The organism is Paraburkholderia silvatlantica, from assembly GCF_003096715.1.
In the GTDB taxonomy this organism is placed as follows: domain Bacteria; phylum Pseudomonadota; class Gammaproteobacteria; order Burkholderiales; family Burkholderiaceae; genus Paraburkholderia; species Paraburkholderia silvatlantica.
Map to the genome: position 1 here is coordinate 212,138 of NZ_QEOL01000006.1, position 24,912 is coordinate 237,049.

Consider the following 24,912-nt stretch of genomic DNA (forward strand, 5'->3'; position numbering starts at 1 on the left):
GGCTGCAATTGCGGGGAAAAGACCTCTAAATGGCACCGATCTGGCGCCGATCCGATACCAGTGTGATACCAGTCGGCGCCGGCCGCATTTATTTTCGGGAGTCGCGAAAATAAGGCGAAAAAAATCGCCGCGAGAATACAGACAGAACGTGCAGCACCGCTGTTACAGCACCGAAGTTACAGCACATCCCCCACGCGCACGATCTTCAGCGTATTCGTGCCGCCCGGCTGCCCCATCGGCTCGCCCACGGTGAGCACGACCATGTCGCCGCGCGCCGCGTAGCCCTTGCTCACCACCACCTCGATGGCCTGCTGCAGCGCCGTGTCGCGGTCGCTGCTCGTGTCGAGGTGCAGCGGCGTGACATTGCGGTAGAGCGACATGGCGCGCTCGCTGCCCGCGCGCGGCGTGAGCGCGAAGATCGGCACATGGGTCCAGTGACGCGACATCCAGAGTGCGGTCGAGCCCGACTCGGTGAGCGCGACGATCGCCTTCGCGCCGAGGTGGTAGGCCGTGAACAGCGCGCCCATGGCGATCGACTGGTCGATGCGCGTGAAAGTGCGGTCGAGGAAATCCTTGTCCAGCTCGGACTGCTCCGACTTCTCCGCTTCCAGACAGATCGCGGCCATGGCCTCGATGGTCTGCACCGGGTACTTGCCCGCCGCCGATTCGGCCGAAAGCATCACCGCGTCCGTGCCGTCGAGCACGGCATTGGCGACGTCCGAGACTTCGGCGCGCGTGGGCACCGGCGCGTGGATCATCGACTCCATCATCTGCGTGGCCGTGATGACAAGCTTGTTCGAGTCGCGCGCCATGCGGATCATGCGCTTTTGCAGCGCCGGCACGGCGGCATTGCCCACTTCCACGGCCAGGTCGCCGCGCGCGACCATGACGCCGTCCGACGAATCGAGAATTTCCTGCAGCGCCGGAATCGCTTCGGCGCGCTCGATCTTCGCGATCATCTTCGGCTTGATGCCGTACGGTGCGCCCGCGATGTTGGCGAGCTGGCGCGCCATTTCCATGTCGGTAGCGTTCTTCGGAAACGACACGGCGACGAAGTCCGCGCCCAGTGACATGGCCGTGCGGATGTCCTCCATGTCCTTCGCGGTGAGCGCCGGCGCCGTGAGGCCGCCGCCCTGGCGGTTGATGCCCTTGTTGTTCGACAGGTCGCCGCCCACGCGCACGACCGTATGAATCTCGCTGCCGATCACGCGCGAAACGTCGAGCACGATCAGACCGTCGTTGAGCAGCAGCACGTCGCCCGGCTTCAGGTCGCGCGGCAGGTCCTTGTAGTCGAGACCGACGCGCTCGTCATTGCCAAGCTCGCATTCGGCGTCGAGGATGAAGGGATGGCCCGGCTCGAGCACCGTCTTGCCATTCTCGAATTTGCCGACGCGAATCTTCGGGCCCTGCAGGTCCGCCATGATCGCGACTTCGCGGCCAGCCTGGCGGGCGCAGTCCCGCACCATTTCAGCACGCTGACGATGGTCGTCGGCGGTGCCGTGCGAAAAGTTGAGGCGCACCACGTCCAGTCCTGCGCGGATCATTTTCAGCAGGATGTCCGGCGTGCTGGAAGCCGGACCGATGGTGGCGACAATCTTGGTGGCGCGATGCATGAGTCTCCTCGTCTGGATAGGATCGCTGGGAAAACCGTTGCTGCGAGAAGTGCTGGCCGGCTGCGCCGCGGGTGCGGATGCGCCGGAACGCGCACCGGGTGAGCCCGGCGTCGCTTTCTTGGAGGGCGCCGCGGGGCTCACCTGAGCCGTTGCGGCGCTTTTTTCATGCGTAGTCGTATTCGATGCGGGCGTGGCTGGGCGCCCTGCCGGATTCCGTGCGGCTGTCGATTCAGCAGTCGACTGCGTCGCCGCAAGGTCCGTTTCAGCAGCGACAGCGGCGGCGGGCGTCGCGTCCGCCCTCGCCTTATCCGTTCCTGCCTGGGGCGCTGCGCGCCCCTTCTGTTTTGCTGCGGCCCCGGCTGCGCTGCGCGGCTTCTGTGCGCTTGCACGAGGAAGTTTGCTCATGGCGGCGGCGTTTGCCGATTTCGCGCCCGGGACTCGCGGCGCCACTTAACCAGCCGCCCGCGTTTCGAGCACTTCGACCGCCGGCAGCTTCTTGCCTTCGAGGAATTCGAGGAAGGCGCCGCCGCCGGTGGAGATATAGCTGACCTTGTCGGCGATGTGGTACTTCGCGATGGCGGCGAGCGTGTCGCCGCCGCCGGCGATCGAGAACGCGCCCGAACTGGCGATCGCATCGGCGAGCGTCTTCGTGCCGTTGCCGAACTGGTCGAACTCGAACACGCCGACCGGACCGTTCCACACGATCGTGCCGGCCTGCGCGAGTTGCGCGGCGAGCGCGTTGGCGGTAACGGGACCGATGTCGAGAATCATGTCGTCGTCGGCCACGTCGGCCACGTTCTTCGTCTCGGCCTTGGCCGTCGGCGAGAATTCCTTGGCGGTCACGACGTCGGTCGGGATCGGCACCGAGGCGCCGCGTGCGCGCGCCGCTTCGATGATGGCCTTCGCTTCGTCCACCAGATCGGCTTCGGCAAGCGACTTGCCGATCTTCAGGCCCGCAGCCAGCATGAACGTATTGGCGATGCCGCCGCCGACGATCAGCTGGTCGACCTTCTCGGCCAGCGACTTGAGGATGGTGAGCTTGGTCGAGACCTTCGAGCCGGCCACGATCGCCACGAGCGGGCGCTTGGGCGCGCCGAGCGCCTTGCCGAGCGCGTCGAGTTCGGCCGCGAGCAGCGGGCCTGCGCAGGCGACGCCCGCGTACTTCGCGATGCCGTAGGTCGTGGCTTCGGCGCGGTGCGCGGTGCCGAACGCGTCGTTCACGTAGATGTCGCAGAGCTTCGCCATCTTTTGCGAAAGCTCGTCCGAGTTCTTCTTCTCGCCCTTGTTGACGCGGCAGTTTTCGAGCAGCACCACGTTGCCCGGCTCGACGGCCACGCCGTTTTCAACCCAGTTCGCGACCAGCGGCACGTCGCGGCCGAGCAGTTCGGCCAGGCGCTTCGCGACCGGCGCGAGGGAGTCCTCGGGCTTGAATTCGCCTTCGGTCGGGCGGCCCAGGTGCGAGGTGACCATGACGGCCGCCCCGGCGTCGAGTGCGGCCTTGATGGCAGGCACCGAGGCGCGCACGCGGGTGTCTTCGGTGATGTTGCCGTTGTCGTCCTGCGGCACGTTCAGGTCGGCGCGGATGAATACGCGCTTGCCCTTCAATTTGCCTTCGGAGATCAGAGCGGAAAGACGCAGAACCTTGTTCATGGGCATGTCATCTTGATGGTGGGAAGGCAGTGGCAAGGCGATGCGGCGCCGCGGGCCTCGTTCTGGCGCGGCAAGACGTGCTCAACGGCACGGCGCGGGATCCGGTGCGACTGTCCCGGGCCGCCATGTCGCTGCGCGTCGCTGGCACGAGCCGGCATCGAATTGCGAGATCGGTATTTTAGCTGATAGCCAGGACGATCTGAGACGTGTTCAGGCGAATCTCCCGTATTTGGGCAGCCGCTGCTCGCCGGGCGGGCGTTCCCGCCATTTGCTGCGCAGCAGCACACGCTCAGGCTGAAAAAAATTCGGCCAGAAGCGGCGCGAAACGACCCTAAAATCGCCCGAAAACCCCGCCCCACGTGCCCGCGGGCGCGCTGGAAGGCATCAAATGACGCTAAAATAGCTCTCTTTGCCAACCGCAGCCATGCGGCGCGCGGCGAAGCCCCTCTATAAGCCCGATATTTACTGCACTTGTCTGGAGAATCGTATGTCAATGGCCGACCGCGACGGCAAGATCTGGATGGACGGCAGGCTGATTGATTGGCGCGACGCCAACATTCACGTGCTGACCCACACGCTGCACTACGGCATGGGGGTTTTCGAAGGCGTACGCGCCTATCAGACCGCCGACGGCAGCACCGCCATCTTCCGCCTCGCCGAGCACACCAGGCGCCTGCTCAATTCGGCCAAGATCTTCCAGATGGACGTGCCGTTCGACGCGAAGACGCTCGCCGACGCGCAGCTCGAAGTCGTGCGCGCGAACAAGCTCGAGTCGTGCTACATCCGCCCGATCATCTGGGTCGGCTCGGAAAAGCTCGGCGTTTCGGCCAAGGGCAACACCATTCACGTGGCCATCGCCGCATGGCCGTGGGGCGCCTATCTCGGCGAAGACGGCCTCGCCAGGGGCATCCGCGTGAAGACGTCGTCGTTCACGCGCCATCATGTGAACGTGTCGATGGTGCGCGCCAAGGCGTCGGGCTGGTACGTGAACTCGATCCTCGCCAACCAGGAAGCCACCGCCGACGGCTACGACGAAGCGCTCCTGCTCGACGTGGACGGCTATGTCTCGGAAGGCTCGGGCGAAAACTTCTTCCTCGTGAACAACGGCAAGCTGTACACGCCGGACCTCTCGTCGTGCCTCGACGGCATCACGCGCGACACGGTCATCACGCTCGCGCGCGACATGGGCATTCCGGTGATCGAAAAACGCATCACGCGTGACGAGGTGTACACCTGCGACGAAGCGTTCTTCACCGGCACCGCCGCCGAAGTCACGCCGATCCGCGAGCTCGACAACCGCACCATCGGCAACGGCGCGCGCGGCCCGGTCACGGAGAAGCTGCAATCGGCCTTCTTCGACGTCGTTTCGGGCAAGAGCGAGAAGTACGCGCACTGGCTCGCGAAGGTCTAAGACATAAAGGTCCGGGCGCTCTTTCGCCCGGACCCCACAGCTACACAGAGAATCGTCCTCATGAGCGAAATCAAGGAAATGCCGCTGGTCGAACTGTCGGCCAAGGATCTGCCCGCTTACTGCCCGAATCCGTCGATGCCGCGCTGGAGCAACCACCCGCGCGTGTTCCTCGACGTGACGCACGGCGAAGCGAAGTGCCCGTACTGCAGCACGCGTTACAAGCTGCGCGCGGGCGAGGTCGTCCACGGCCACTGACGCGTTTCGCCTGACTCGCGGCGCGCCGCCGTGCATGCGGCGGCGCGTCTTGATGTGCCGCCGCCCGTTGATCGGCGCGCGGCGCGTCGCCCTTTTCCCAACCGTGTTCCGCGCGCGGCCCACTACGTCCCCAGGCCGGCCCCAAGCCGGGCCCAGGCGGGCAAGCCGCACGTGCAACCTTTACCCTCTCCGGACCCTGACTCCCGATGCGCCGCGCGCTGGTAATCGCACCGAACTGGATCGGTGACGCACTGATGGCGCAGCCGCTTTTTTCGCGGCTCGTGAAACTGCACCCGCGCATTCAGATCGATGCGCTCGCGCCAACCTGGGTTGCGCCCGTGCTCGAGCGCATGCCCGAGATCCGCGACGTCTACGCCACCGACCTCGGCCACGGCAAGCTGCAACTGCTGCGCCGCTGGCAGCTCGCGGGCGACTTGCGCGCCGAGCGCTATGACGCCGCCTACGTGCTGCCCAATTCGCTCAAGTCCGCGCTGATCCCGTGGCTCGCCAATGTCGGGCTGCGCATCGGCTACACGGGCGAGAACCGCTACGGCCTCTTGAACGTGCGCCATGCGAATCCGCCGAAGGACGAGCGAGCGCCGATGGTCAGGCACTACGCCGCGCTCGCCTACGCGCCCGGCGCGACCGTGCCCGACGATCTGCCGATGCCGCGCCTCGAGTCGGACCCGAACGAGGCGTCGCGCGTGTCGGCGCGCTTTACCCTCGATACGCGCGTACCGCTGCTCGTGTTCTGCCCTGGCGCCGAGTACGGCCCTGCCAAGCGCTGGCCGCCCGAGCATTTCGCGGCGCTCGCGAAGATGGTGGGCCAGTCGTTCCCGTACACGCAGATCGTCGCGCTCGGCTCGCCGAAGGACGCCCCGCTCGCCCAGGCCATTGCCGATCGCGCGCCGAACGTGCGCAACCTGTGCGGGCAAACCGCGCTCGGCGAGGCGTGCGCACTGATCTCGCGCGCGAACGCCGTGGTGACCAACGATTCGGGCCTGATGCACGTGGCCGCCGCCCTGCGCCGGCCGCTCGTCGCGCTGTACGGTTCGACGGATCCGCGCCACACGCCGCCCTTGTCCGAGCTTGCAAAGGTACAATGGCTGCATCTCGAATGCAGTCCCTGCTTTGCGCGCGAGTGTCCGCTCGGGCATCTGAACTGCCTGCGCGAACTGAGCCCGGAGCAGGTTTTCGGCGATCTGCGCGGCATGCTGCTCGGGCAGCGATAAGCCAGCGATAAGCAACGGACATCGCCGGCAGCGCTGGGCGGCTATGTGCCGCCCGCCACGCTGAAAACATCGCGCACACCAACGGATGTGCGCCACGCAACGGACGCCATGCGCGTTGCGCGCGCCCAATAGAGGCATCGAGGCGCGCGAGGGACCGAAGCGCCGCATCGGAGCACGTCACAGGCCTGTCTCGCGAAAGCGGCATGCTCGCGGCAAACGCGCGGCACGCATCGACAGCCGCGCAGCGACGCAACCGATCAATCGCCAACCCGCGCCCAGGTAGACGCCGAATGCAACACCGAGCGCACAAGACCAACGAGCCATGCCACGTTTTGCCCACATCTTCGAAGCCGCCGCGGACACCCTCAACGCGTACTACCAGGCCGTCGCGGAAGTCAACATCGACAGCTTGATGGGTCTGTGGATCGATGAAGAGTTCGTGAGCTGCATCACGGCGCAGGGCGCGCATCTGCACGGCCTGCCGAGCATCCGCGCGGGCCTCGCCGCGCAGCTCGAAGCCGCGCCGGTGTCGATCGAGCCGCTCGACATCCGCGTGTACGACAGCCTCGGGACCGTGGTCTACGCGATCGTGGAAGCGCACCGCCCGGTCGATCCCGGTGCGATTCCCGCCATGGTCTTCACGACCTACGTGATGGTTCACGAGCGCGGCGAGTGGCGCATTGCGCACATTCACGCGAGCCGCATGCCCGACGACGCAGCCACCCAGTTTTCGGCCAGATTGCGCCACGGCCAGGGCGCGCTGCACTGACATAAGGGCGCAAAGCAGGGGGCAGTGATGAGCACGACCGACGACACCAGCAGGCCCGGCGAAGCAGCCCGCGTCGCGGCCGCGCTCGAAGCCCAGACTGCCCTGCTCGGCGCCCACTACGACAACGACTACCGCGCGCCGTTCTGGCTGCCCGGTGCGCACATCCAGACCATCGTGCCGGCGCTGTTCTCGCGCCTGCCCGCGCCCGCCTACCGGCGCGAGCGCTGGGACACGCCGGATGGCGACTTCATCGAAGTGGACTGGCTCGACGCGAGGCTTGCCGGTGCGCAATCACACAACGCCCCCGACGCCCCGCTTTTCGTCCTGTTCCACGGTCTGGAAGGCGGCTCGAGTTCCCACTACGCGCGCGCGCTCGCCGCCGCCGCGCAGGCGCGCGGCTGGCATGCGGCGATCCCCCACTTTCGCAGTTGCAGCGGTCCGTTGAACCTGCTGCCGCGCTTCTACCATCTGGCCGACTCTGCCGAAGTCGACTGGGTGCTGCGCCGCTTCGCCGCCCGCCACCCAGGGCCGCTCGTCGTCGCGGGCGTGTCGCTCGGCGGCAACGTGCTGCTGCACTGGCTCGCGCAGCGTCGCGAAGACGCCGCGATTGTCGCCGCCGCCGCCGCGATCTCCACGCCGCTCGATGTGCATGCAGGCAGCGAGATGCTGACGCAGGGCTTCGGCATGGTCTACACGCGCAGCTTCCTGAAGACACTGAAGGTGAAGGCGCTCCAGAAGCTCGAGCAGTACCCCGGCCTGTTCGACGCGCAAGCCGTGCTCGCCAGCCGCACGATGTACGAATTCGATAATGTCGTGACCGCGCCGCTGCACGGTTTTCGCGATACCCACGACTACTACACCCAGGCGACGATCCGCCCGAAGCTCGGCGAAATCGCCGTCCCCACGCTCATTCTGAACGCGCGCAACGATCCGTTCCTGCCGGACCATGCGCTGCCCGCGCGCCACGAAGTGAGCGCCGCCGTCGAGCTCGATCAGCCCGCGCACGGCGGCCACGTCGGCTTCATGACGGGCCCGTTCCCTGGCCGCAGCGACTGGCTTTCGCAGCGCGTATTCGCTTATCTCTCGCCTTTCGTCTCTCATGGATGACATCGTCAAACAAGCGCTCGCGCGCTGGCCCAACGTCCCGCATTGCACGGGCTGGCTGCTGCTCGACGCGCGCGGCAACTGGCGCATGCGCGACGAGGCCGCCCAGGCACAGAACGCACCCGGCACGGCGATCCGCCACGAAGCGCTGCTCGGCTTCATCAACCGCAATTACGAGCGCGACGAACATGGCCAGTGGTACTTCCAGAACGGGCCGCAGCGCGTGTACGTCGAGCTCGAATACACGCCGTGGATCGTGCGTCTCGCCACGGGTCCTGACGGCGGCGGCGACGCGCTGACGCTCACCGATCAGGGCGGCCAGGCATTCGAGCCCGTGGCCGCCTACCTCGACGAAGCGGGCAGCGTGATCTTCGCCGATGCGGGCACGCCGCCGCGTGCGGCGCTGCTGCACGACCACGACCTCGATCTCTTCGCTGACCACGCCACGCTCGCGGACGACGCCCACAGCGGCACGTTCCACTGGCGCGCCGACACTGCGCTGCCGCTGCAGCCGGTCAAGCGCGCCGACGTGAGCACGCGCTTTGCCTTCGTGACGAGCCCGGCGCGCGCCGGGCGCGAAGCGCAGACCGCGCAGCACAGTGCGAGCGGCGCGCCGCCTGCATCCGCAGACTGAGTGCGGACTCAGAGTGCAGAGTCAGCCGCGGCCCTCATCCTTCTCGTCCTGGCGCTCCTGCTTGTAGCGCGCCTCGAAATCGTGCAAACGCGCTTCGATCGTCGACAGGTCGTAGTAGCCCACCGACTTCATGTCGCGCGCCTCCTTGAGCTGACGGATGGCCGAGGGCCAGGCGCCGTCGAGCGCCAGCTTCTCCGCCATCGCACGATGCTGCGTGAGCGCGTCGCCGAGTCCGGCACTCGCCTGCGCCAGATAGAGCCACCACGCGTCCTGCTGCGGTTCGGCCTCGGTTTCGCTGCGCGCGAGCGTCTGCGCCTCCTTGAAGCGCCGCGCCGCGATCAGCGCCTGCAGCAGCGCATCGGTGGCCGCGTGGGAGCCCGGCCACGCCTTGTGCGCGGCCTGCCCCAGCCGCACGGCGTCGTCGGTGCGGCCTGCGCGGCGCGCGATGTCGATGGCAAGCACGTCGAGACTCGGCGAATTGCGTGTCTTGCTGCCGTCCGCGGCCTCGAACTGCGCGAACGCCGCGCGCGAGTTCGCGAGCGACGCCGCGGCATCGTCGTAGCGTTCGAGCAGCATCTGTGCGTAAGCCATGCCGTACCAGTTCGCGGCGACGTTGAGCGCCGTGCGGTCCTCGAGCTCCGAGCGCAGGCGCGAAACCTCGTCGATGTACTCGTTGCGCGTGCGGTCCTGAAGCACCCGCACGCGTGCGCGCACGAAACCGTACTCGGGCGACTGGTGCGGCTGGCGGTAAGCGGCGCGGCGCGCGCGGTCCTGCATGTCGGCGATGCGCTCGCCGGTGAGCGGGTGCGTGCGCGCGTAGGCCGGCACGCCCGTGTCCTCCATCGAATCGCGCTCGAGCCGCTCGAAAAACGCCACCATGCCCCACGGATCGTAGCCCGCACCCGCGAGCAGCTGGAAGCCCACGCGATCGGCCTCGTGCTCCGCGGCGCGCGAGAAACGCAGCTGGCTGTCCACCGCATACGCCTGGCTGCCGAGCGCAATCCCGGCGCCGAGATCCCCGCTATGCGCGAGCACGCCTGCGAGAATGCCGAACAGCACGCCCGCCAGCGCGGCAAGACCCGTGCGCTCGCTCTGCGAAAGCATGCGGGCGATGTGCCGCTGCAATACGTGGCCCATTTCGTGACCGAGCACGGAGGCGAGTTCGGACTCCGTTTGCGTGACGACGATGAGCCCCGAGTTCACGCCAATGAAGCCGCCCGGCAGCGAAAACGCATTGATCTGGCCGTCGCGGATCGCAAACAGATCGAAGTCGGGGCGATAGCCGCCGATGAACTGGGCGCTCGCGGCGGCAGCCAGGCGCGCGGCGACCGAGTTGAGGTAGTCGCGCACGAGCCAGTCGCCGATATAGTCGGGGTCGCGGCGGATCTCGCGCATCACGCGCTCGCCGATGCGGCGCTCGGCCTGCGGCGTGAGCCCGCCGCCCGAACCATCGCCGAGATCGGGCAGCTGCGGCACCCAGGCGGGTGCGCGCACGCTGGCGTTGCCGCTCGCGGAAGATGCGCTGGATTGAGCCGAGGCCGAGAAGCGGCTCTGCGCGCCGCCGTACGTGCCGAACACGCCCTGCGCGATCGAGGCGGGGATGACAGGGTCCGCCGTGTCGTCGAACGGGCCGCTGACGAGCGGGGGCGCCGCATTGGCCGCATTGGCCGCATTCGGTGCAGGGCTGGAGGGGGCCGGGGCGGGCTGCGTGGCCAACGGTCGTGCCACGCCGGGATCGAGCACGGCGGCACTCGACGCCTGCGCGTACGCTTGCGGCGAAACCGCGAGCGACGCGCACAACCATGCAGCAAGCAGCCGTTTCAGACGCATTGATGACAGGATCGGGAAATACGGAACACTGACGCGGCGGCGCGCCCGGTGCGGACCACCTGGACCACCTGCTCGCTTGCGCCAACCCATCGATTGTAGCCCGCCTTACAACCCTTGCGGCGCGGCAAGACGTATGGAAATCGCGGCGTGCGGCACTGTTAAGATAGGTACCCCTCAAGGAAGAACCACCATGCCCGAACTCACGCATTTTGACGCAGCCGGCGACGCCCATATGGTCGATGTCGGCGGCAAGGCAGAGACGAAGCGCATTGCGCTCGCGAGCGGCACGATCCGCATGTTGCCGGAAACCTTCGCGCTGATCCGCGACGGTCACGCGAAAAAAGGTGACGTGATCGGCGTTGCGCGCATCGCCGCGATCCAGGGGGCGAAGCGCACTTCGGATCTGATTCCGCTGTGCCACCCGCTCGCCATCACGCGAGTGAAAGTCGACTTCGCACTCGACGAAGCGCTGCCTGGGGTTCACTGCACGGCGCAGGTGGAAACGCTCGGCCGCACGGGCGTGGAGATGGAAGCGCTGACCGCCGTGCAGGTCGGACTGCTGACCGTCTATGACATGTGCAAGGCCGTCGATCGCGGCATGACGATCACCGATGTGCGCGTGCTGGAAAAGCACGGCGGGAAGTCGGGGGATTGGGTGGCGGAGCGCTGACGCCATGACGCTCGACGAACTGCTGGCGCAGGTCCTGGCCTTCCGCGACGAGCGCGACTGGAAGCCGTTTCACACGTTGCGCAACCTGATCGTCTCCACGAGCATCGAGGCCGGCGAGTTGCTGGAAACGGTCCAGTGGAAGACCGATGCGCAGATCGACGCACAGCTCGCCGATCCGGCCCAACTCACGCATCTCAAGCACGAGTGCGCGGATGTGTTCATCTACCTCTTGCTGGTCGCGCACACCGCCGGAATCGATCTGGTCGATGCGGCAGCGGAAAAGCTCAAGCTGAACGCGCAGCGCTATCCCGTGGAGAAGGCGAAAGGCAGCGCCGCGAAATACTCCGAGTTTTGATTGCACCAGCTGCGGCTCAGAACGCGGCGGCGAGCCGGCTCGCCGCCACTTGGCGCACAGGCCCTGAGGCTCAATCGTCCGAATCGTCCTCGTCGTCCTGTTCGACCGACTTCGCCGGCGTCCCGTATTTCTTGACGAGTTGCGCCTTGAAGCCGGCGAGCGTGGGCTGCTCGTCGAGCAGGCCGTAGAGCGAAGCGAGCTGCGTCTGCCAGTCGTGCAATTCCGTTGCGAAAATGCGCAGGCGCTCCACCGTATCGAATGCGCCCGCCGTATCGCCGTCGAGCGCCTGCAAAACCGCGTAGCGGCGCAGCACCGTCTCGCCGGGCAACAGCGCGATGGCGCGCTGGTGCGCGTAAAGCTTGCTCGACAGGCTCGCGGCATCCATCGGCAGCAGCGTGGCCATGCCGTAGTCGCCCCACGCGCCGAACAGGCGCGAAGGATCGTCGCCGTAGTCGCGCGCCGGGTGCTGTCCGTAATACAGCACCTCGGCGCGGTTGTAGTCGCGCAGCACGGGGTACAGCGCCGCGACGCCGCCGAACACGACCACCGCATACACGCCGAGCGAGACGCGCGACGGCACGACACGCAGCGGCTTCGTCTCCAGCAGACCGAACACGAACATCGCCGGCAGCAGGAAGAACATGTACTGCTGCGGATATTCGACCAGTGCATGCATGACGAGCACGCCGATCAGCATGAAGCCAAACACGCGCTCGGCGGTGTGCGGCGCGCGCAGCCCGCGCACGAACCACGCGACGAGTCCGATCACGACGATGGCAAGACCGACGAGGCCGGTCTTCGCGAGCAGGTCGAGGAAGATATCGTGCGCGTTGTTGGCGATCTCGACGCCGCCAAGCGAGCGCACCAGCTCGAACTGATGCACCGGGAAATCGCCCCAGCCGACGCCCAGCACCGGATGCGACTTAAACATCGTCCAGCCGTAGCGCCACAGCGCGAGGCGCGGCGCGATCTGGCTGGCGTCTTTCATGCGCTCGGCGGCCGACTGCGCAAGGTCCAGGCCGTAGTGGACGTTGGCCCAGCGCACGAACGTATTCATGCCGAAAAAGATCAGCACGAGCACGACGGGGATGATCCAGGCGCGCACGCCGCCGGCTTGGCGCCCCGGGCCCGGGCCCGCAGCCGATGCGAGGCCTTGCGCGAGCGCACCGCGGCCCTCGTCGGCTTCGCTGCGGCAGCCCGTGAGCGCGATCCACAGACCCGCCACGAAAATGACGCCCATCTGCAGCCACGGCCCGCGCGACACCGTGAGCGCGAGACCGCCAGAATAGATCGCGGTCAGCATGCCCCAGAGCAAGACGTTCAGACGCCGCGTGAGCACGAGGTACATCGCACCCGCCATCGCGAAGGCAATATACGTGGCCAGGTGATTGGCCTGCGCCATGTTGCCGAACGGCCGGCGATCGACGGTAATGTTGTACGCCACCACGAGCGGCGTGACCTTTGTCTCCAGGTGAAAGAGCTGGATCACCTGGGTGAACACGGCGAAAAGGCCGCCGAACTGCAGCGCGAACGCCCCCCACACGAGCGCGGACCGCATGAGGCGCGCCCGCGTGATGGTGTAGCCCGCGTGCGCCGCCAGGAACGCGGCGAGGAGATAACCCGCGCCGAGCCAGTTCATCGAAGGCTCGGCGAGCGGCAGTGCGAACGTCTGCACGATCAGCAGCAGACCGAATAAAAGCGGCACGAGCGCGACCGTGGGCGACGCGAAGCTCTCGCCCGCGCGCGCCGGACGAACGAGCAGCAACGTCGCGGCGCCCATCAGCACATAAAGTGTCAGTGCAACGAATTCCGCGTAGAAAGTCGGAATCGGATAGGTGTGGCTGACGACCGCATAGGGCAGCGTCAACGCGAGGGCCAGCAAGACGAACGTAAGGTAACGCGCAAAATTGGAAGGCATGGTTGGGCGGGGGCGTTCAGCAACGGGGCACTATACAAAACTTTTCCCCCGCTGTGCGGGTGCGGCCGGTTGGGCCGCATCGGCATGCGCTGCGCGACCAGGCTCGCAAGCGCTCACGGTTGCTCCCGCACCGATGCGCAAACCTTATGCGCGGCACTCCGGCGGCGCGAGATTGCCCGCCAGCGTCGCGGCGTCCTCCGGCGATGGGCCCGCGCCGGGCGCGCCAAGGGACGAAGCCGTCTTGCCCGCCGCGAAGCACTCCCACGTGAGCGTGCCGCCCTGCACGCTGCCCTGCGCGAGCGCGACGCGCGCCGTGGGCGCATCCGCGTTGTCGGGCACCGAGGGCACAAGCACGATGGTGTTGCTGCCCTCGGGCGCCACCCGTGAGGTGAAGGCAATCGTGATCTGACCGGTCGTGTCGTCGATGTGCAGCGACTGCACGTTGCGCGTAGCGGGCGGCACCGTGTAGCCCGCGCCGAACGCGTTGCCGCTCGCGGCGTTCTCCGCCACGGCAAGGCGCGCGGAAGCCGCGAGCGACAGGCCCTCGCCCACGCGGCTGCGAGCGAGGTAGTCCTGGTACGCGGGAATGGCGTAGGCGGCGATCACACCGACGATCGCGAGCACGATCATCAGTTCGATCAGCGTGAAGCCGTGCGCAGTCCAGCGCCCGGCAATGCTTGCGATGCGCGAAAGTCTGGCAAAACACGCGCAGCTGTTGCGCGGCGGCGCGCTCATGGGAAGTGCGGATACGGTCATCGTCAGGGCTCCTGAAACAAGAAACGCCTGCTCACAGTCGTGAACAGGCGTCTTGATCGTATCGGCGGCTCGCTTTGCGCAGCAGTCGGCCAGATGGCCCAGGCACAATGGCACAGCCCTATGCGCTCAGTGCGACTGTGGCCCCTGCGCCGTGCCGCGCCGCGCGTTGCGGCGCCTGAGCCAGGTCCCGAGCGCGACGACGAAGACTGCCCCCGCCACGCTCATGCCGTATTCGGCCGCGGGCGTATCGAGCAGCGGCCAGCGGTCTCCGGCGGGGTCGTTGACGATGAGCCCGCCCGCGATCCAGCCGAGCAGCGCAGCACCGAGCGTCACGATCACCGGGTAGCGGTCGAGCAGCTTGAGCACGAGCTGGCTGCCCCACACGATGAGCGGAATGCTCACCATCAACCCGAAGATCACCAGGGCGATGCGATGGCGCGAATCGGCCGCTTCGGCTGCGCCCGCGATCGCGACCACGTTGTCGAGGCTCATCACCGCATCGGCGACGACGATCGTCTTGATCGCGCCCATCAGCTTCTCGGCAGGCTTCACGTTGGCGTGCTCGAGTTGACTGGGCGCGAGCAACCGGACGCCGATCCACAGCAGCAGCAGGCCGCCGGCGAACTTGAGGAACGGCACGTTGAGCAGCACCACGGCGAATGCGATCAGCACCACGCGCAGCGCGATCGCGCCAGCGGTGCCCCACAGAATGCCGCGCATGCGCTGCTGCGAAGGCAGGTCGCGGCAGGCGAGCGCGATCACCACGGCGTTGTCGCCGCCGAGCAGGATGTCGATGACGATGATCTGAATGACAGCGCCCCAGTGGAGCGACGCGAAAAACTCGAGCATGGAGACGAAGACTCAGCCGTGACTCAGGATGGGCGGCTCATACGGCGAGCCAAATAAAAAAGCGAGGGGCCATGACTGGCTCCCTCGCTCTTGTTCGGAAACCTCGTGAAAGGATTCCGCAAGCATATCAAAAAACGCCGCTCTTCCGCGCATACGTGCTGCGCGGGAGTGGCGATTCTTGCGTATTACAGCACCGACTTCAGCAGACGGCCCATTTCCGACGGGTTGCGCGTCACCTTGATGCCGCAGCCGTCCATGATTTCCAGCTTCGCGTCGGCCGTATCCGCACCGCCCGAGATCAGCGCGCCGGCGTGGCCCATGCGCTTGCCCGGAGGCGCCGTGACGCCCGCGATGAAGCCAACCACCGGCTTCTTCATGTTGTCCTTGATCCAGTAAGCGGCGTTCGCTTCGTCCGGACCGCCGATCTCGCCGATCATGATGACAGCGTCCGTATCCGGATCGTCGTTGAACATCTTCATGACGTCGATGTGCTTCAGACCATTGATCGGGTCGCCGCCGATACCGACTGCCGACGACTGGCCGAGGCCAAGCGCGGTCAGCTGCGCAACCGCTTCATAGGTCAGCGTGCCCGAACGCGACACGACGCCGATGCGGCCCTTGCGGTGGATGTGACCCGGCATGATGCCGATCTTCAGCTCGTCCGGCGTGATCGTGCCGGGGCAGTTCGGGCCGAGGAGCAGCGTCTTGCGGCCTTCGCGGCGCATACGGTCCTTGACTTCGATCATGTCGCGCACGGGAATGCCTTCCGTGATACAGATTGCGAGATCGAGGTCGGCCTCGACGGCTTCCCAGATCGCAGCAGCAGCGCCTGCCGGCGGCACGTAGATGACCGAAACGGTCGCGCCGGTGGCTTCCTTCGCTTCACGCACGTTTGCGTAGATAGGAATGCCTTCGAAATCTTCGCCGGCCTTCTTCGGGTTCACGCCAGCAACGAACGCTTCACGGCCGTTCGCGTACTCACGGCAAGCGCGGGTATGGAACTGACCGGTCTTGCCGGTGATGCCCTGCGTGATGACCTTGGTGTCTTTGTTGATCAGAATCGACATGTATTGACCTCTGTTCGTCTGGCGTCATGTCGCACTGCCACATTCATTACAGTGGCCGCGCCGGCACCGCGCCATTCGTGTCCGGTGAAAATTACTTGCCTTCGGCAGCCGCGACGACCTTCTGCGCGGCTTCTTCCATGCTGTCTGCCGAGATGATCGGCAGGCCCGATTCGGCCAGCATCTTCTTGCCGAGGTCCTCGTTCGTGCCCTTCATGCGCACGACGAGCGGCACGTTCAGGTTCACGGCCTTCGAACCGGCGATCACGCCTTCTGCGATCACGTCGCAGCGCATGATGCCGCCGAAGATGTTCACGAGGATCGCCTTCAGGCCCGGGTTCTTGAGCATGAGCTTGAACGCTTCCGTGACCTTCTCGGTCGTGGCGCCGCCGCCCACGTCGAGGAAGTTGGCCGGCTCGCCGCCGAACAGCTTGATGGTGTCCATCGTCGCCATTGCGAGGCCTGCGCCGTTCACCAGACAGCCGATGTTGCCGTCGAGCGAGATGTACGCGAGGTCGAACTTCGAGGCTTCGATTTCAGCCGGATCTTCTTCGTCCAGGTCGCGGTATGCGACGATTTCCGGATGACGGGCCAGCGCGTTGGAGTCGAAGTTGAACTTCGCGTCGAGCGCGATGACCTTGCCGTCGCCGGAGACGTTCAGCGGGTTGATTTCAGCCAGCGACGCGTCGGTTTCCCAGAATGCCTTGTACAGGCCTTGCAGGATCGCGCGAGCTTGCGGAATCGAAGCAGCCGGCACGCCGATCTTCGCGGCGAGGTCGTCGGCCTGGGCGTCGAGCAGCCCCGTCGACGGCTCGACGATGACCTTGTGGATCAGTTCCGGGTGCTTTTCGGCCACTTCTTCGATGTCCATGCCGCCTTCGCTCGAACCCATCAGGACGATCTTCTGCGACACGCGGTCGACGACGAGGCTGACATACAGTTCCTGCTTGATGTCGGCGCCTTCTTCGATCAGCAGACGGTTGACCTTCTGGCCTTCCGGACCGGTCTGGTGCGTGACGAGCTGCATGCCGAGGATCTGGTTCGCGTATTCGCGCACTTGCTCGAGCGTCTTGGCAACCTTCACGCCACCGCCCTTGCCGCGCCCACCCGCGTGGATCTGCGCCTTGACGACCCAAACCGGACCGCCCAGCTCTTGAGCGGCCTTGACCGCGTCATCCACCGAAAATACCGGGATGCCGCGCGGGACCGCGACTCCGAATTTCCGCAGGATTTCCTTACCCTGGTACTCGTGAATCTTCATGCGTGATTCCTTCAGTCTGAGAGTTGGAGTGAACTTCGATTCCGCTGTTGTTATTCATGCGAGACGGCGTCGGCCCTGCCCTCCTGGCCCGGGCTCCGGCTGTCGCGCACGCCGGCGGTTTCCGCGCCGCGTGCTGTTGAACGCGGCACATGGCCATACCAGCGCGGATAAAACTGCTTCACCGCCTCCCCGTCGAACCGCAGCGCGTGGCAGCGGCCAAGCTGGAAGGGCGGCTTTTCACCGGCGGCCTCATTGCCTCCGGCGGTCTTGCCGAGTTCCGGTCCGGGCGCTTCACCCGGCGAGCCATTCGATGTGTCCCACACTGCCCCGACGAACGCCTGGATCGCAGCGGTCGGCAAAACGCCCAACATTTCTGTAAGGTGCGTGCAGCCGGCCGTGCCGGCGAGGAGCCGGCCCGCTTCACGGCGGAAGTTGTCGAGGAGATTGAGCCCGATAAGGGCCCGATAGGCGGGATTGGCGTTCTGGCACTGACCGTCGTAAGGCACCCAGTCGGACGACGCTTCGGCGTCGACAACGTTGAACTTGCGATCGATCGTAATGCGCAGCCAGAGTTCATGGATCGGCAGACCATTGGGCCGGACACCGGCGGCAAGCGGCACGTCGCGTGGCTTGTGGTCGGTCAGGCACGCGTCGATGTCCCACAGGCCGTCTTCGCGCTCATAGGCAACCGCCCGGATGGCGCGCTGATGGCGCAACTGGCGGGGCACGGGCGGAGAGAGCGGCATGCTAAAGGTAAGACCGGATTGGAAAACCTCGCGATTTTAACATACCGGGTATTTGAGACAGCCGCGAACACACAGGCCGGACGGGGACTTGCCCGCGCGGATTTTTCGAGACGACCGGCTCAGTTGTCGGAGCAGTCTTCGCCGATTCCCTTGAGGATCTTGCCGATGATCGACATCGAGAAGCCGCGCGCCGCGAGAAAGCGCGCCTGGCGCGCGCGTTCGGCAGGCGTCTCGGGCAGCTGGCCGTACTTCTTCTGCCAGACCGTGCGGGCACGCACGAGCTCGGTCTCGCGCAGTTGCGAACTCACCTCTTCGATGAGCGCTTCGCCCACCGCGTGGCGCTTGAGTTCGCTGACGATACGCCCTGCCCCAACGCGCGACGCGCGCCGGTGCACGACACTTTCGGCGAAGCGCGCATCGGAGAGCCAGCCTTCGCGTTCGAGCGAATCGAGCAGCACTTCGAGTGCGTCGGCGTCCTCTGTGTACGGCATGAGCTTGCGCGAGAGTTCGGCGCGGCTGTATTCGCGGCGCGAAAGATAGCCGAGCGCGCGGCCCTTGAGAGAGCGCTCGGGGCGCTCTTTCGCCCTGGACGTTTTTTCTCGCTCGCTGGCGCGTGCGGCGCGGCTGGCCGAGCTGCGCTCGTATTGGTCAGCGTGGTCGGCTGGCGGCGCGCTGGATTCACGCGCTGTTCCGCCAGGCGCGCGCGACGGGTATGAAGACGATCGCTTGAATGATGTCCCGGACAGCGGCTCTGGCGGCGCGTTTGCCGCCGCCTCGTCAGCCCCGCCGAAGAAAGCCTCGAACGGGACTTCGAAGACGGCGCCGCCATCGTCGCTGAGATCGGCGGGCGAGGAATACGCGGCGCCAGAATGCACAAAGCCGCGATCGCCCGCCTGGGCGTCGCGGCTCAAATAGCTTGAGCGGTTCGCGCGCGAGTCGGCAGGCTTCACGGCGGAGCGCCGCTCGGCGTTCCTGTCCGCAGGCGAACCCGCACCCGGGTTAGCCTGCTCGCCGGAAGGCGAGGACGTATGTGACCCGCCCTTGCGCATCAGCTTGCCTTATCTACGAGAGCCTGGTGGACTTACTCTTCGTCAGCGACTTCGACTTCGCCGGAGTCGTTGACGCCGTCCGGCATCGTGCTCACGCCAAGCGATTCGCGGATACGGTTTTCGATCTCACGAGCAATGTCCGCGTTCTCGCGCAGGAATTCGCGTGCGTTGTCCTTGCCCTGGCCAATGCGCTCGCCGTTATAGCTGTACCACGCACCCGCCTTGTCGACGATCTTGGCCTGCACGCCGAGGTCGACGATTTCGCCCTGACGCGAGATGCCCTCGCCGTAGAGAATGTCGAACACGGCTTCGCGGAACGGCGGCGAAACCTTGTTCTTCACGACCTTCACACGCGTTTCGCTGCCGATCACTTCGTCGTTCTTCTTGATCGAACCGATGCGGCGAATGTCCAGACGCACCGACGAGTAGAACTTGAGCGCGTTGCCGCCCGTGGTGGTTTCCGGGTTGCCGAACATCACGCCGATCTTCATGCGGATCTGGTTGATGAAGATCACCATGCAGTTCGTCTTCTTGATCGTGCCGGTGAGCTTGCGCAGCGCCTGCGACATCAGGCGCGCCTGCAGACCCGGCAGCGAGTCGCCCATTTCACCTTCGATTTCGGCCTTCGGCACGAGCGCCGCGACCGAGTCGATCACGATCATGTCGATCGAGCCCGAGCGCACCAGCGCGTCGGTGATTTCGAGCGCCTGCTCGCCCGTGTCCGGCTGCGAGATGAGCAGTTCGGGCACGTTCACGCCGAGCTTGGCGGCGTATTGCACGTCGAGCGCGTGTTCCGCGTCGATGAACGCCGCCGTGCCGCCGAGCTTCTGCATTTCGGCGATCACCTGCAGCGTGAGCGTGGTCTTGCCCGACGATTCCGGACCGTAGATCTCGACCACCCGGCCACGCGGCAAACCGCCCACGCCGAGTGCGATGTCGAGGCCGAGCGAACCGGTGGAGACGACCTGGATGTCCTCGACCGCCTCGCCGTCGCCGAGTCGCATGATCGACCCCTTGCCGAACTGCTTTTCGATCTGCGCGAGCGCGGCGGCCAGCGCCTTGCTCTTTTCAGCAGTCAGCCCAGCCGAGCCTTTCTTGCTATCTTCCATGAATCGTCCTTTGCTATGATGAACGGCATCTCGTGACCATGCGCACGCCTCATTCGGGCTAATGCACACGAACGCAGACACTGTATAAAAAAACAGTGGTTTTGGCAAGCCTTTCTGGCTATCCAGAACCGTGAATTTCGGGAGACCGCCGCGCGTCGCCTGACCGCGCCTTCAAGGACGCGGCGCGGCGCGGGTGCTACGAGGTCAAAAAGCCTCGAAGACGACGCTGGCGCAACATGCGAATCCTCATTGCCGAAGACGACAGCATACTCGCGGACGGGCTCGTCAGATCACTCCGCCAGTCGGGCTATGCCGTTGATCACGTGCGTAGCGGCGTGGATGCCGATACCGCCTTGTCGATGCAGTCGTTCGACCTCCTGATCCTCGATCTGGGCCTGCCGAAAATGCCGGGCCTCGAGGTGCTGCGCCGTTTGCGCGCGCGCAACTCCAACCTGCCCGTGCTGATCCTCACCGCCGCCGACAGCGTGGACGAGCGCGTAAAAGGCCTCGACCTCGGCGCCGACGACTACATGGCCAAGCCCTTCGCGCTCAACGAGCTCGAAGCGCGCGTGCGGGCGCTCACGCGGCGCGGTGCGGGCGGCGGCCCGACCGTCGTGCGGCACGGCGCGCTTGCGTTCGACCAGGTGGGGCGCATTGCGCGCATCAACGACCAGGTGCTCGATCTTTCCGCGCGCGAACTGGGCGTGCTCGAAGTGCTGCTGCAGCGGCTCGGGCGGCTCGTCTCGAAGGAGCAGCTCGTCGACCATCTGTGCGAATGGGGCGAGGAAGTCAGCAACAACGCCATCGAAGTCTACGTTCATCGGCTGCGCAAGAAAATCGAAGCAGGCGGCGTGCGCATCGTGACCGTGCGCGGGCTCGGCTACTGCCTCGAAAAGGAGGCAAAGGAAGCGCAGACCAGCGCAGGCCAGCCGCCCGCCCGGACCGGGTCCGGCGCGCCCGACGCCGCGCCGGCGATGCCCGCCAGCCACTACTTCAAGTAGACGGGGTCGACGATGGCCGGGCGTCCTCCCATCGCGCGCGACGCGCCGCCCAAGGGCGCCGCGGGCGCGGCCGGCGAAACCGCGCGGGACGCGTCCGCATTCGCGGCCGACGCCCTCGACGACGATGCGCGCGACGCCCGTTATGCCAATCCGTTCGCCCCGCCCGACGAAGCCGAAGCCGCCGCCGAGGCGCGCCCGCGCTCGCTCTTCGGCGAGATTCTCGACTGGATGCTCGCGCCGTTGCTGCTGCTCTGGCCGATGAGCATCGCGGTCACGTATCTCGTGGCGAAGTCGATCGCCAACGGCCCCTTCGACCGCGCGCTCGAAACCGACGCCTATGTGCTCGCGCGCCAGATCCAGCCCGTCAACGGCGTGGCCGAGCTGACACTGCCCGCCTCCACGCGCGACTTCCTGCGCGCCGATAACGTCGACAGCGTGTTCTACCAGGTGCTCGGCAGCCGCGGCGAGCTGATCGGCGGCGATCGCGACATGCCGCTGCCGCACGACGACGACCGCCCGCCGCCGGGCCTCGTCGAATTCCGCGACGACACGCTGCATGGCATCGACATCCGCGTCGCCTATACGACCGTGGACCCGACGCACCTCAGCGCCGGCGACCGACAAGGCCAGCCCGTGCTCGTGCAGGTCGCGGAAACGCTCGACAAGCGCCGGCAGCTCGCCAACGACATCATCAAGGGCGTGATCCTGCCGCAGTTCGTGATCTTGCCGCTCGCGATCCTGCTCGTGTGGTTCGGCCTCTCGCGGGGCCTCGCGCCCTTGCACGCGCTGCAGTCGAACATCCGCATGCGTCGCCCCGACGATCTTTCGCCGCTCGAAGCGCGCCGCGCGCCGCCCGAAATCGAGCCGCTCGTCACCTCGTTCAACGACCTGCTCACGCGGCTCGAACAGAACATGGAGCTGCAGAAGCGCTTCATCGCCGACGCCGCGCATCAGATGAAAACGCCGCTGGCGGGCTTGCGCACCCAGGCCGAACTCGCGCTGCGCCAGAACGCGCCCGCCGAAGTGCACCGCTCGCTCGAGCAGATCGCGACGAGCTCCGAGCACGCCGCGCGTCTCGTCACGCAGTTGCTCGCACTCGCGCGCGCGGAAAACCGCATGTCCGGGCAAGTCTTCACGGCGGTGGACGTGGCCGATGTGGCGCGCCACGCCGTGCGCGACTGGGTGCAGCCGGCGCTCGCCAAACAGATGGACCTCGGCTACGAAGGCCCCGAAACGGCCTGTGACAGCGAGGAAGACGATGGCGAAGCCGCGCGCGTCGAAGTGGACGGCAACCCGGTGATGCTGCGCGAGATGCTCTCGAACCTCATCGACAACGCGATCCGCTATACGCCCGCAGGCGGACGCATCACCGTGCGCGTACGGCCCGAGCCCGCGGCGGGCGTGGTCCATCTCGAGGTGGAAGACACGGGCATCGGCATTCCGGGCGCCGAGCGCGAGCGCGTGCTCGAGCGCTTCTACCGCATTCTCGGGCGCGACGGCGAAGGCAGCGGGCTCGGGCTTGCGATCGTGCGCGAAATCGCGACGATGCACGGCGGCACGCTCGCCATCGACGATCACGTCTATCAGGACACGCCGCGGCTCGCCGGCACGCTCGTGCGCGTGACACTGCGGCTGCGCGCGCGAAACTGACGGATCGCGTCGGAAAACCGGGATGGGACTTACCCTTATCCGATCCGCGACACGCGAGTCGCGATTGCCACGTTAGAAGACGTTCGAATCAGAATGCGCGATTTTAATCGTGCGTTCAGAGAACATGGCCAATTACCCCACCCCGGCACATCATTCAGAAACCCACACGCGCGTCAGAAGCCCGTAAGTTTCCATTCCAATAATGCTCCGCAGGACCGCGGGTCTACGAGTCGCCTGCCCGACGGACCACACGCATATCAATACTGGAGACATCTATGGCAACCGTTGGCGGACAAGTCTCGCATGCGCCGATGACCAGCGACGAAAAACGCGTGATTTTCGCGTCGTCGCTCGGCACCGTGTTCGAGTGGTACGACTTCTACCTGGCCGGATCGCTTGCGGCCTTCATCAGCAAGAGCTTCTTTTCCGGCGTCAATCCCACCGCCGGCTTCATCTTCACGCTGCTCGGCTTCGCCGCCGGCTTTGCCGTGCGTCCGTTCGGCGCGATCGTGTTCGGTCGCCTCGGCGACCTCGTGGGCCGCAAGCACACGTTCCTAGTCACGATCGTCATCATGGGCATCTCGACCTTCGTGGTCGGTTTCCTGCCCGGCTACGCGTCGATCGGCATCGCGTCGCCGGTGATCTTCATCGCCATGCGTCTGCTGCAGGGTCTCGCGCTCGGCGGCGAGTATGGCGGCGCGGCGACCTACGTCGCGGAACACGCGCCGGCCGGACGCCGCGGCTTCTACACCTCGTGGATCCAGACGACGGCCACGCTTGGCCTGTTTCTCTCGCTGCTCGTGATCCTCGGCGTGCGCACCTTCACCGGCGAGGAACAGTTCGCCGCATGGGCATGGCGCATTCCGTTCATCGCCTCGATCCTGCTGCTCGCCGTTTCGGTGTGGATCCGTCTGCAGCTCGACGAATCGCCGGCGTTCAAGCGCATCAAGGCGGAAGGCAAGGTCTCGAAAGCGCCGCTCACGGAAGCATTCGGCCAGTGGAAGAACCTCAAGGTCGTGCTGCTCGCCCTCTTCGGCGTCACGGCCGGCCAGGCCGTGGTCTGGTACACGGGCCAGTTCTACGCGCTCTTCTTCCTTACGCAGACGCTCAAGGTGGACGGCGCCAGCGCCAACATCCTGATCGCGGTGGCGCTGCTGATCGGCACGCCGTTCTTCCTGTTCTTCGGCGCGCTGTCGGACAAGATCGGCCGCAAACCCATCATCATGGCTGGCTGCCTGATTGCGGCGCTCACCTACTTCCCGATCTTCAAGGCGATCACGCACTACGCGAACCCGGCGCTCGAAGCCGCCACGCAGCGCGCGCCGATCGTCGTGATCGCGGATCCGGCCGAATGCTCGTTCCAGTTCAACCCGGTCGGCACCTCGAAGTTCACGAGTTCGTGCGACATCGCCAAAAGCGCACTTTCGAAGGCTGGCCTGAACTACGACAACGTGGCCGCCCCGGCAGGCACGCGCGCGCAGATCAAGGTGGGCGACACGACCATCGACACATTTGACGGCCGTGCGCCTGACGCCAAGGAAGCCGGCGCGCTGTTCGACAAGACGCTCGCGGCCACGCTGAAAGCGGCGGGCTATCCGCAGAAGGCCGACCCCGCGCAGCTCAACTGGCCGATGACGGTGGTGATGCTGACGATCCTCGTGATCTTCGTGACCATGGTGTACGGGCCGATCGCAGCGATGCTGGTGGAGATGTTCCCGACCCGCATCCGCTACACCTCGATGTCGCTGCCCTATCACATCGGCAACGGCTGGTTCGGCGGCTTCCTGCCGGCGACGGCATTCGCGATCGTGGCGGCGCGCGGCGATATCTACTCGGGCCTCTGGTATCCGATCATCATCGCGCTGGGCACCTTCGTGATCGGCATGCTGTTCGTGAAGGAAACCAAGGATTCGGATATCTACGCGCAGGATTGAGGCTGGGAGCGCCGCCGGGCAAGGCTTCTCGCCCGGCGGCCGCCTTCCCTGC

23 protein-coding genes are annotated in these 24,912 nt (G+C 66.1%); 12 read left to right on the top strand and 11 right to left on the bottom strand.

Annotated elements, in window-relative coordinates:
* Positions 1–176: 176 nt before the first annotated feature.
* Entirely contained in the window at positions 177–1,613 is a 1,437-nt protein-coding gene (gene pyk / locus C7411_RS10920; RefSeq protein ID WP_110384328.1) for a pyruvate kinase, read from the bottom strand.
* Between pyk and C7411_RS37415 the strand changes: the two genes are divergently transcribed.
* Positions 1,612–1,758 carry a hypothetical protein gene (locus C7411_RS37415; protein ID WP_165822779.1) on the top strand — a complete coding sequence of 49 codons (147 nt, stop codon included), beginning with the start codon at positions 1,612–1,614 and terminating at the stop codon, positions 1,756–1,758. The two genes, pyk and C7411_RS37415, sit on opposite strands and share 2 nt — an antisense overlap.
* 305 nt (positions 1,759–2,063) lie before the next feature.
* On the opposite strand, the gene C7411_RS10925 is transcribed toward C7411_RS37415, so the two are convergent.
* Positions 2,064–3,263 carry a phosphoglycerate kinase gene (locus tag C7411_RS10925; protein WP_110384329.1) on the bottom strand — a complete coding sequence of 400 codons (1,200 nt, stop codon included), beginning with the start codon at positions 3,261–3,263 and terminating at the stop codon, positions 2,064–2,066.
* Positions 3,264–3,750: 487 nt separating this feature from the next.
* Here C7411_RS10925 and C7411_RS10930 point away from each other — a divergent pair, with 487 nt between their 5' ends.
* From C7411_RS10930 to C7411_RS10955, 6 genes are all read left to right on the top strand, one after another.
* On the top strand, positions 3,751–4,674 hold the full coding sequence (locus C7411_RS10930) for a branched-chain amino acid transaminase (RefSeq protein WP_110384330.1): 924 nt from the start codon (positions 3,751–3,753) through the stop codon (positions 4,672–4,674).
* A 60-nt stretch (positions 4,675–4,734) separates the two neighbouring features.
* Complete coding sequence (locus C7411_RS10935; RefSeq protein WP_028205950.1) at positions 4,735–4,929, top strand: zinc-finger domain-containing protein; 195 nt, start codon at positions 4,735–4,737, stop codon at positions 4,927–4,929.
* A gap of 206 nt (positions 4,930–5,135) precedes the next feature.
* Positions 5,136–6,161: a lipopolysaccharide heptosyltransferase II gene (waaF, locus tag C7411_RS10940; RefSeq protein ID WP_042266300.1), complete on the top strand. Its 1,026-nt coding sequence runs from the start codon at positions 5,136–5,138 to the stop codon at positions 6,159–6,161.
* Between the two features lie 322 nt (positions 6,162–6,483).
* Positions 6,484–6,930 (top strand): nuclear transport factor 2 family protein, encoded by a 447-nt coding sequence (locus tag C7411_RS10945; protein WP_110384331.1) that lies wholly within the window; start codon positions 6,484–6,486, stop codon positions 6,928–6,930.
* A gap of 27 nt (positions 6,931–6,957) precedes the next feature.
* Entirely contained in the window at positions 6,958–8,037 is a 1,080-nt protein-coding gene (locus C7411_RS10950; protein WP_110384332.1) for a YheT family hydrolase, read from the top strand.
* Positions 8,030–8,668 (top strand): DUF2946 family protein, encoded by a 639-nt coding sequence (locus tag C7411_RS10955; RefSeq protein WP_110384333.1) that lies wholly within the window; start codon positions 8,030–8,032, stop codon positions 8,666–8,668. The genes C7411_RS10950 and C7411_RS10955 overlap by 8 nt, the downstream gene beginning before the upstream one ends.
* A gap of 21 nt (positions 8,669–8,689) precedes the next feature.
* Here the strand turns inward: C7411_RS10955 and C7411_RS10960 are convergent, their stop codons facing one another.
* Positions 8,690–10,498, bottom strand: coding sequence for a M48 family metalloprotease (locus tag C7411_RS10960; protein ID WP_110384334.1), 1,809 nt, complete (start codon positions 10,496–10,498; stop codon positions 8,690–8,692).
* A 190-nt stretch (positions 10,499–10,688) separates the two neighbouring features.
* Between C7411_RS10960 and moaC the strand changes: the two genes are divergently transcribed.
* Together moaC and C7411_RS10970 are read left to right on the top strand one after the other, a co-directional pair.
* On the top strand, positions 10,689–11,168 hold the full coding sequence (gene moaC, locus C7411_RS10965) for a cyclic pyranopterin monophosphate synthase MoaC (protein WP_042266308.1): 480 nt from the start codon (positions 10,689–10,691) through the stop codon (positions 11,166–11,168).
* A 4-nt stretch (positions 11,169–11,172) separates the two neighbouring features.
* Positions 11,173–11,523: a nucleotide pyrophosphohydrolase gene (locus tag C7411_RS10970; protein WP_110384335.1), complete on the top strand. Its 351-nt coding sequence runs from the start codon at positions 11,173–11,175 to the stop codon at positions 11,521–11,523.
* 70 nt (positions 11,524–11,593) lie between these two features.
* Here C7411_RS10970 and C7411_RS10975 read toward each other — a convergent pair whose 3' ends face one another.
* The 8 genes from C7411_RS10975 to recA form a co-directional block, all read right to left on the bottom strand.
* Entirely contained in the window at positions 11,594–13,441 is a 1,848-nt protein-coding gene (locus tag C7411_RS10975) for a PglL family O-oligosaccharyltransferase (RefSeq protein WP_110384336.1), read from the bottom strand.
* 144 nt (positions 13,442–13,585) lie between these two features.
* On the bottom strand, positions 13,586–14,197 hold the full coding sequence (locus C7411_RS10980; protein WP_110384337.1) for a pilin: 612 nt from the start codon (positions 14,195–14,197) through the stop codon (positions 13,586–13,588).
* A gap of 126 nt (positions 14,198–14,323) precedes the next feature.
* Entirely contained in the window at positions 14,324–15,046 is a 723-nt protein-coding gene (locus C7411_RS10985) for a TerC family protein (RefSeq protein ID WP_110384338.1), read from the bottom strand.
* Positions 15,047–15,231: 185 nt separating this feature from the next.
* On the bottom strand, positions 15,232–16,113 hold the full coding sequence (gene sucD / locus C7411_RS10990) for a succinate--CoA ligase subunit alpha (protein WP_028211771.1): 882 nt from the start codon (positions 16,111–16,113) through the stop codon (positions 15,232–15,234).
* Positions 16,114–16,204: 91 nt separating this feature from the next.
* Positions 16,205–17,371: an ADP-forming succinate--CoA ligase subunit beta gene (sucC, locus tag C7411_RS10995; protein ID WP_042266318.1), complete on the bottom strand. Its 1,167-nt coding sequence runs from the start codon at positions 17,369–17,371 to the stop codon at positions 16,205–16,207.
* 50 nt (positions 17,372–17,421) lie between these two features.
* Positions 17,422–18,117, bottom strand: coding sequence for a DUF2889 domain-containing protein (locus tag C7411_RS11000; protein WP_110384339.1), 696 nt, complete (start codon positions 18,115–18,117; stop codon positions 17,422–17,424).
* Positions 18,118–18,236: 119 nt separating this feature from the next.
* A complete protein-coding gene (recX, locus tag C7411_RS11005) occupies positions 18,237–19,166 on the bottom strand; it encodes a recombination regulator RecX (protein WP_110384340.1) in 930 nt (309 codons plus the stop codon).
* A gap of 32 nt (positions 19,167–19,198) precedes the next feature.
* Positions 19,199–20,275 (bottom strand): recombinase RecA, encoded by a 1,077-nt coding sequence (recA, locus tag C7411_RS11010; protein WP_042266320.1) that lies wholly within the window; start codon positions 20,273–20,275, stop codon positions 19,199–19,201.
* 236 nt (positions 20,276–20,511) lie between these two features.
* On the opposite strand from recA, the gene C7411_RS11015 reads away from it, so the two are divergent.
* The 3 genes from C7411_RS11015 to C7411_RS11025 all read left to right on the top strand — a co-directional run bounded on the left by C7411_RS11015 (position 20,512) and on the right by C7411_RS11025 (position 24,860).
* Complete coding sequence (locus tag C7411_RS11015) at positions 20,512–21,276, top strand: response regulator transcription factor (protein WP_110384341.1); 765 nt, start codon at positions 20,512–20,514, stop codon at positions 21,274–21,276.
* A gap of 12 nt (positions 21,277–21,288) precedes the next feature.
* Positions 21,289–22,926: a sensor histidine kinase gene (locus C7411_RS11020; RefSeq protein ID WP_110384342.1), complete on the top strand. Its 1,638-nt coding sequence runs from the start codon at positions 21,289–21,291 to the stop codon at positions 22,924–22,926.
* Positions 22,927–23,201: 275 nt separating this feature from the next.
* Positions 23,202–24,860: an MFS transporter gene (locus C7411_RS11025; protein WP_110384343.1), complete on the top strand. Its 1,659-nt coding sequence runs from the start codon at positions 23,202–23,204 to the stop codon at positions 24,858–24,860.
* The last annotated feature ends 52 nt before the right edge of the window (positions 24,861–24,912 follow it).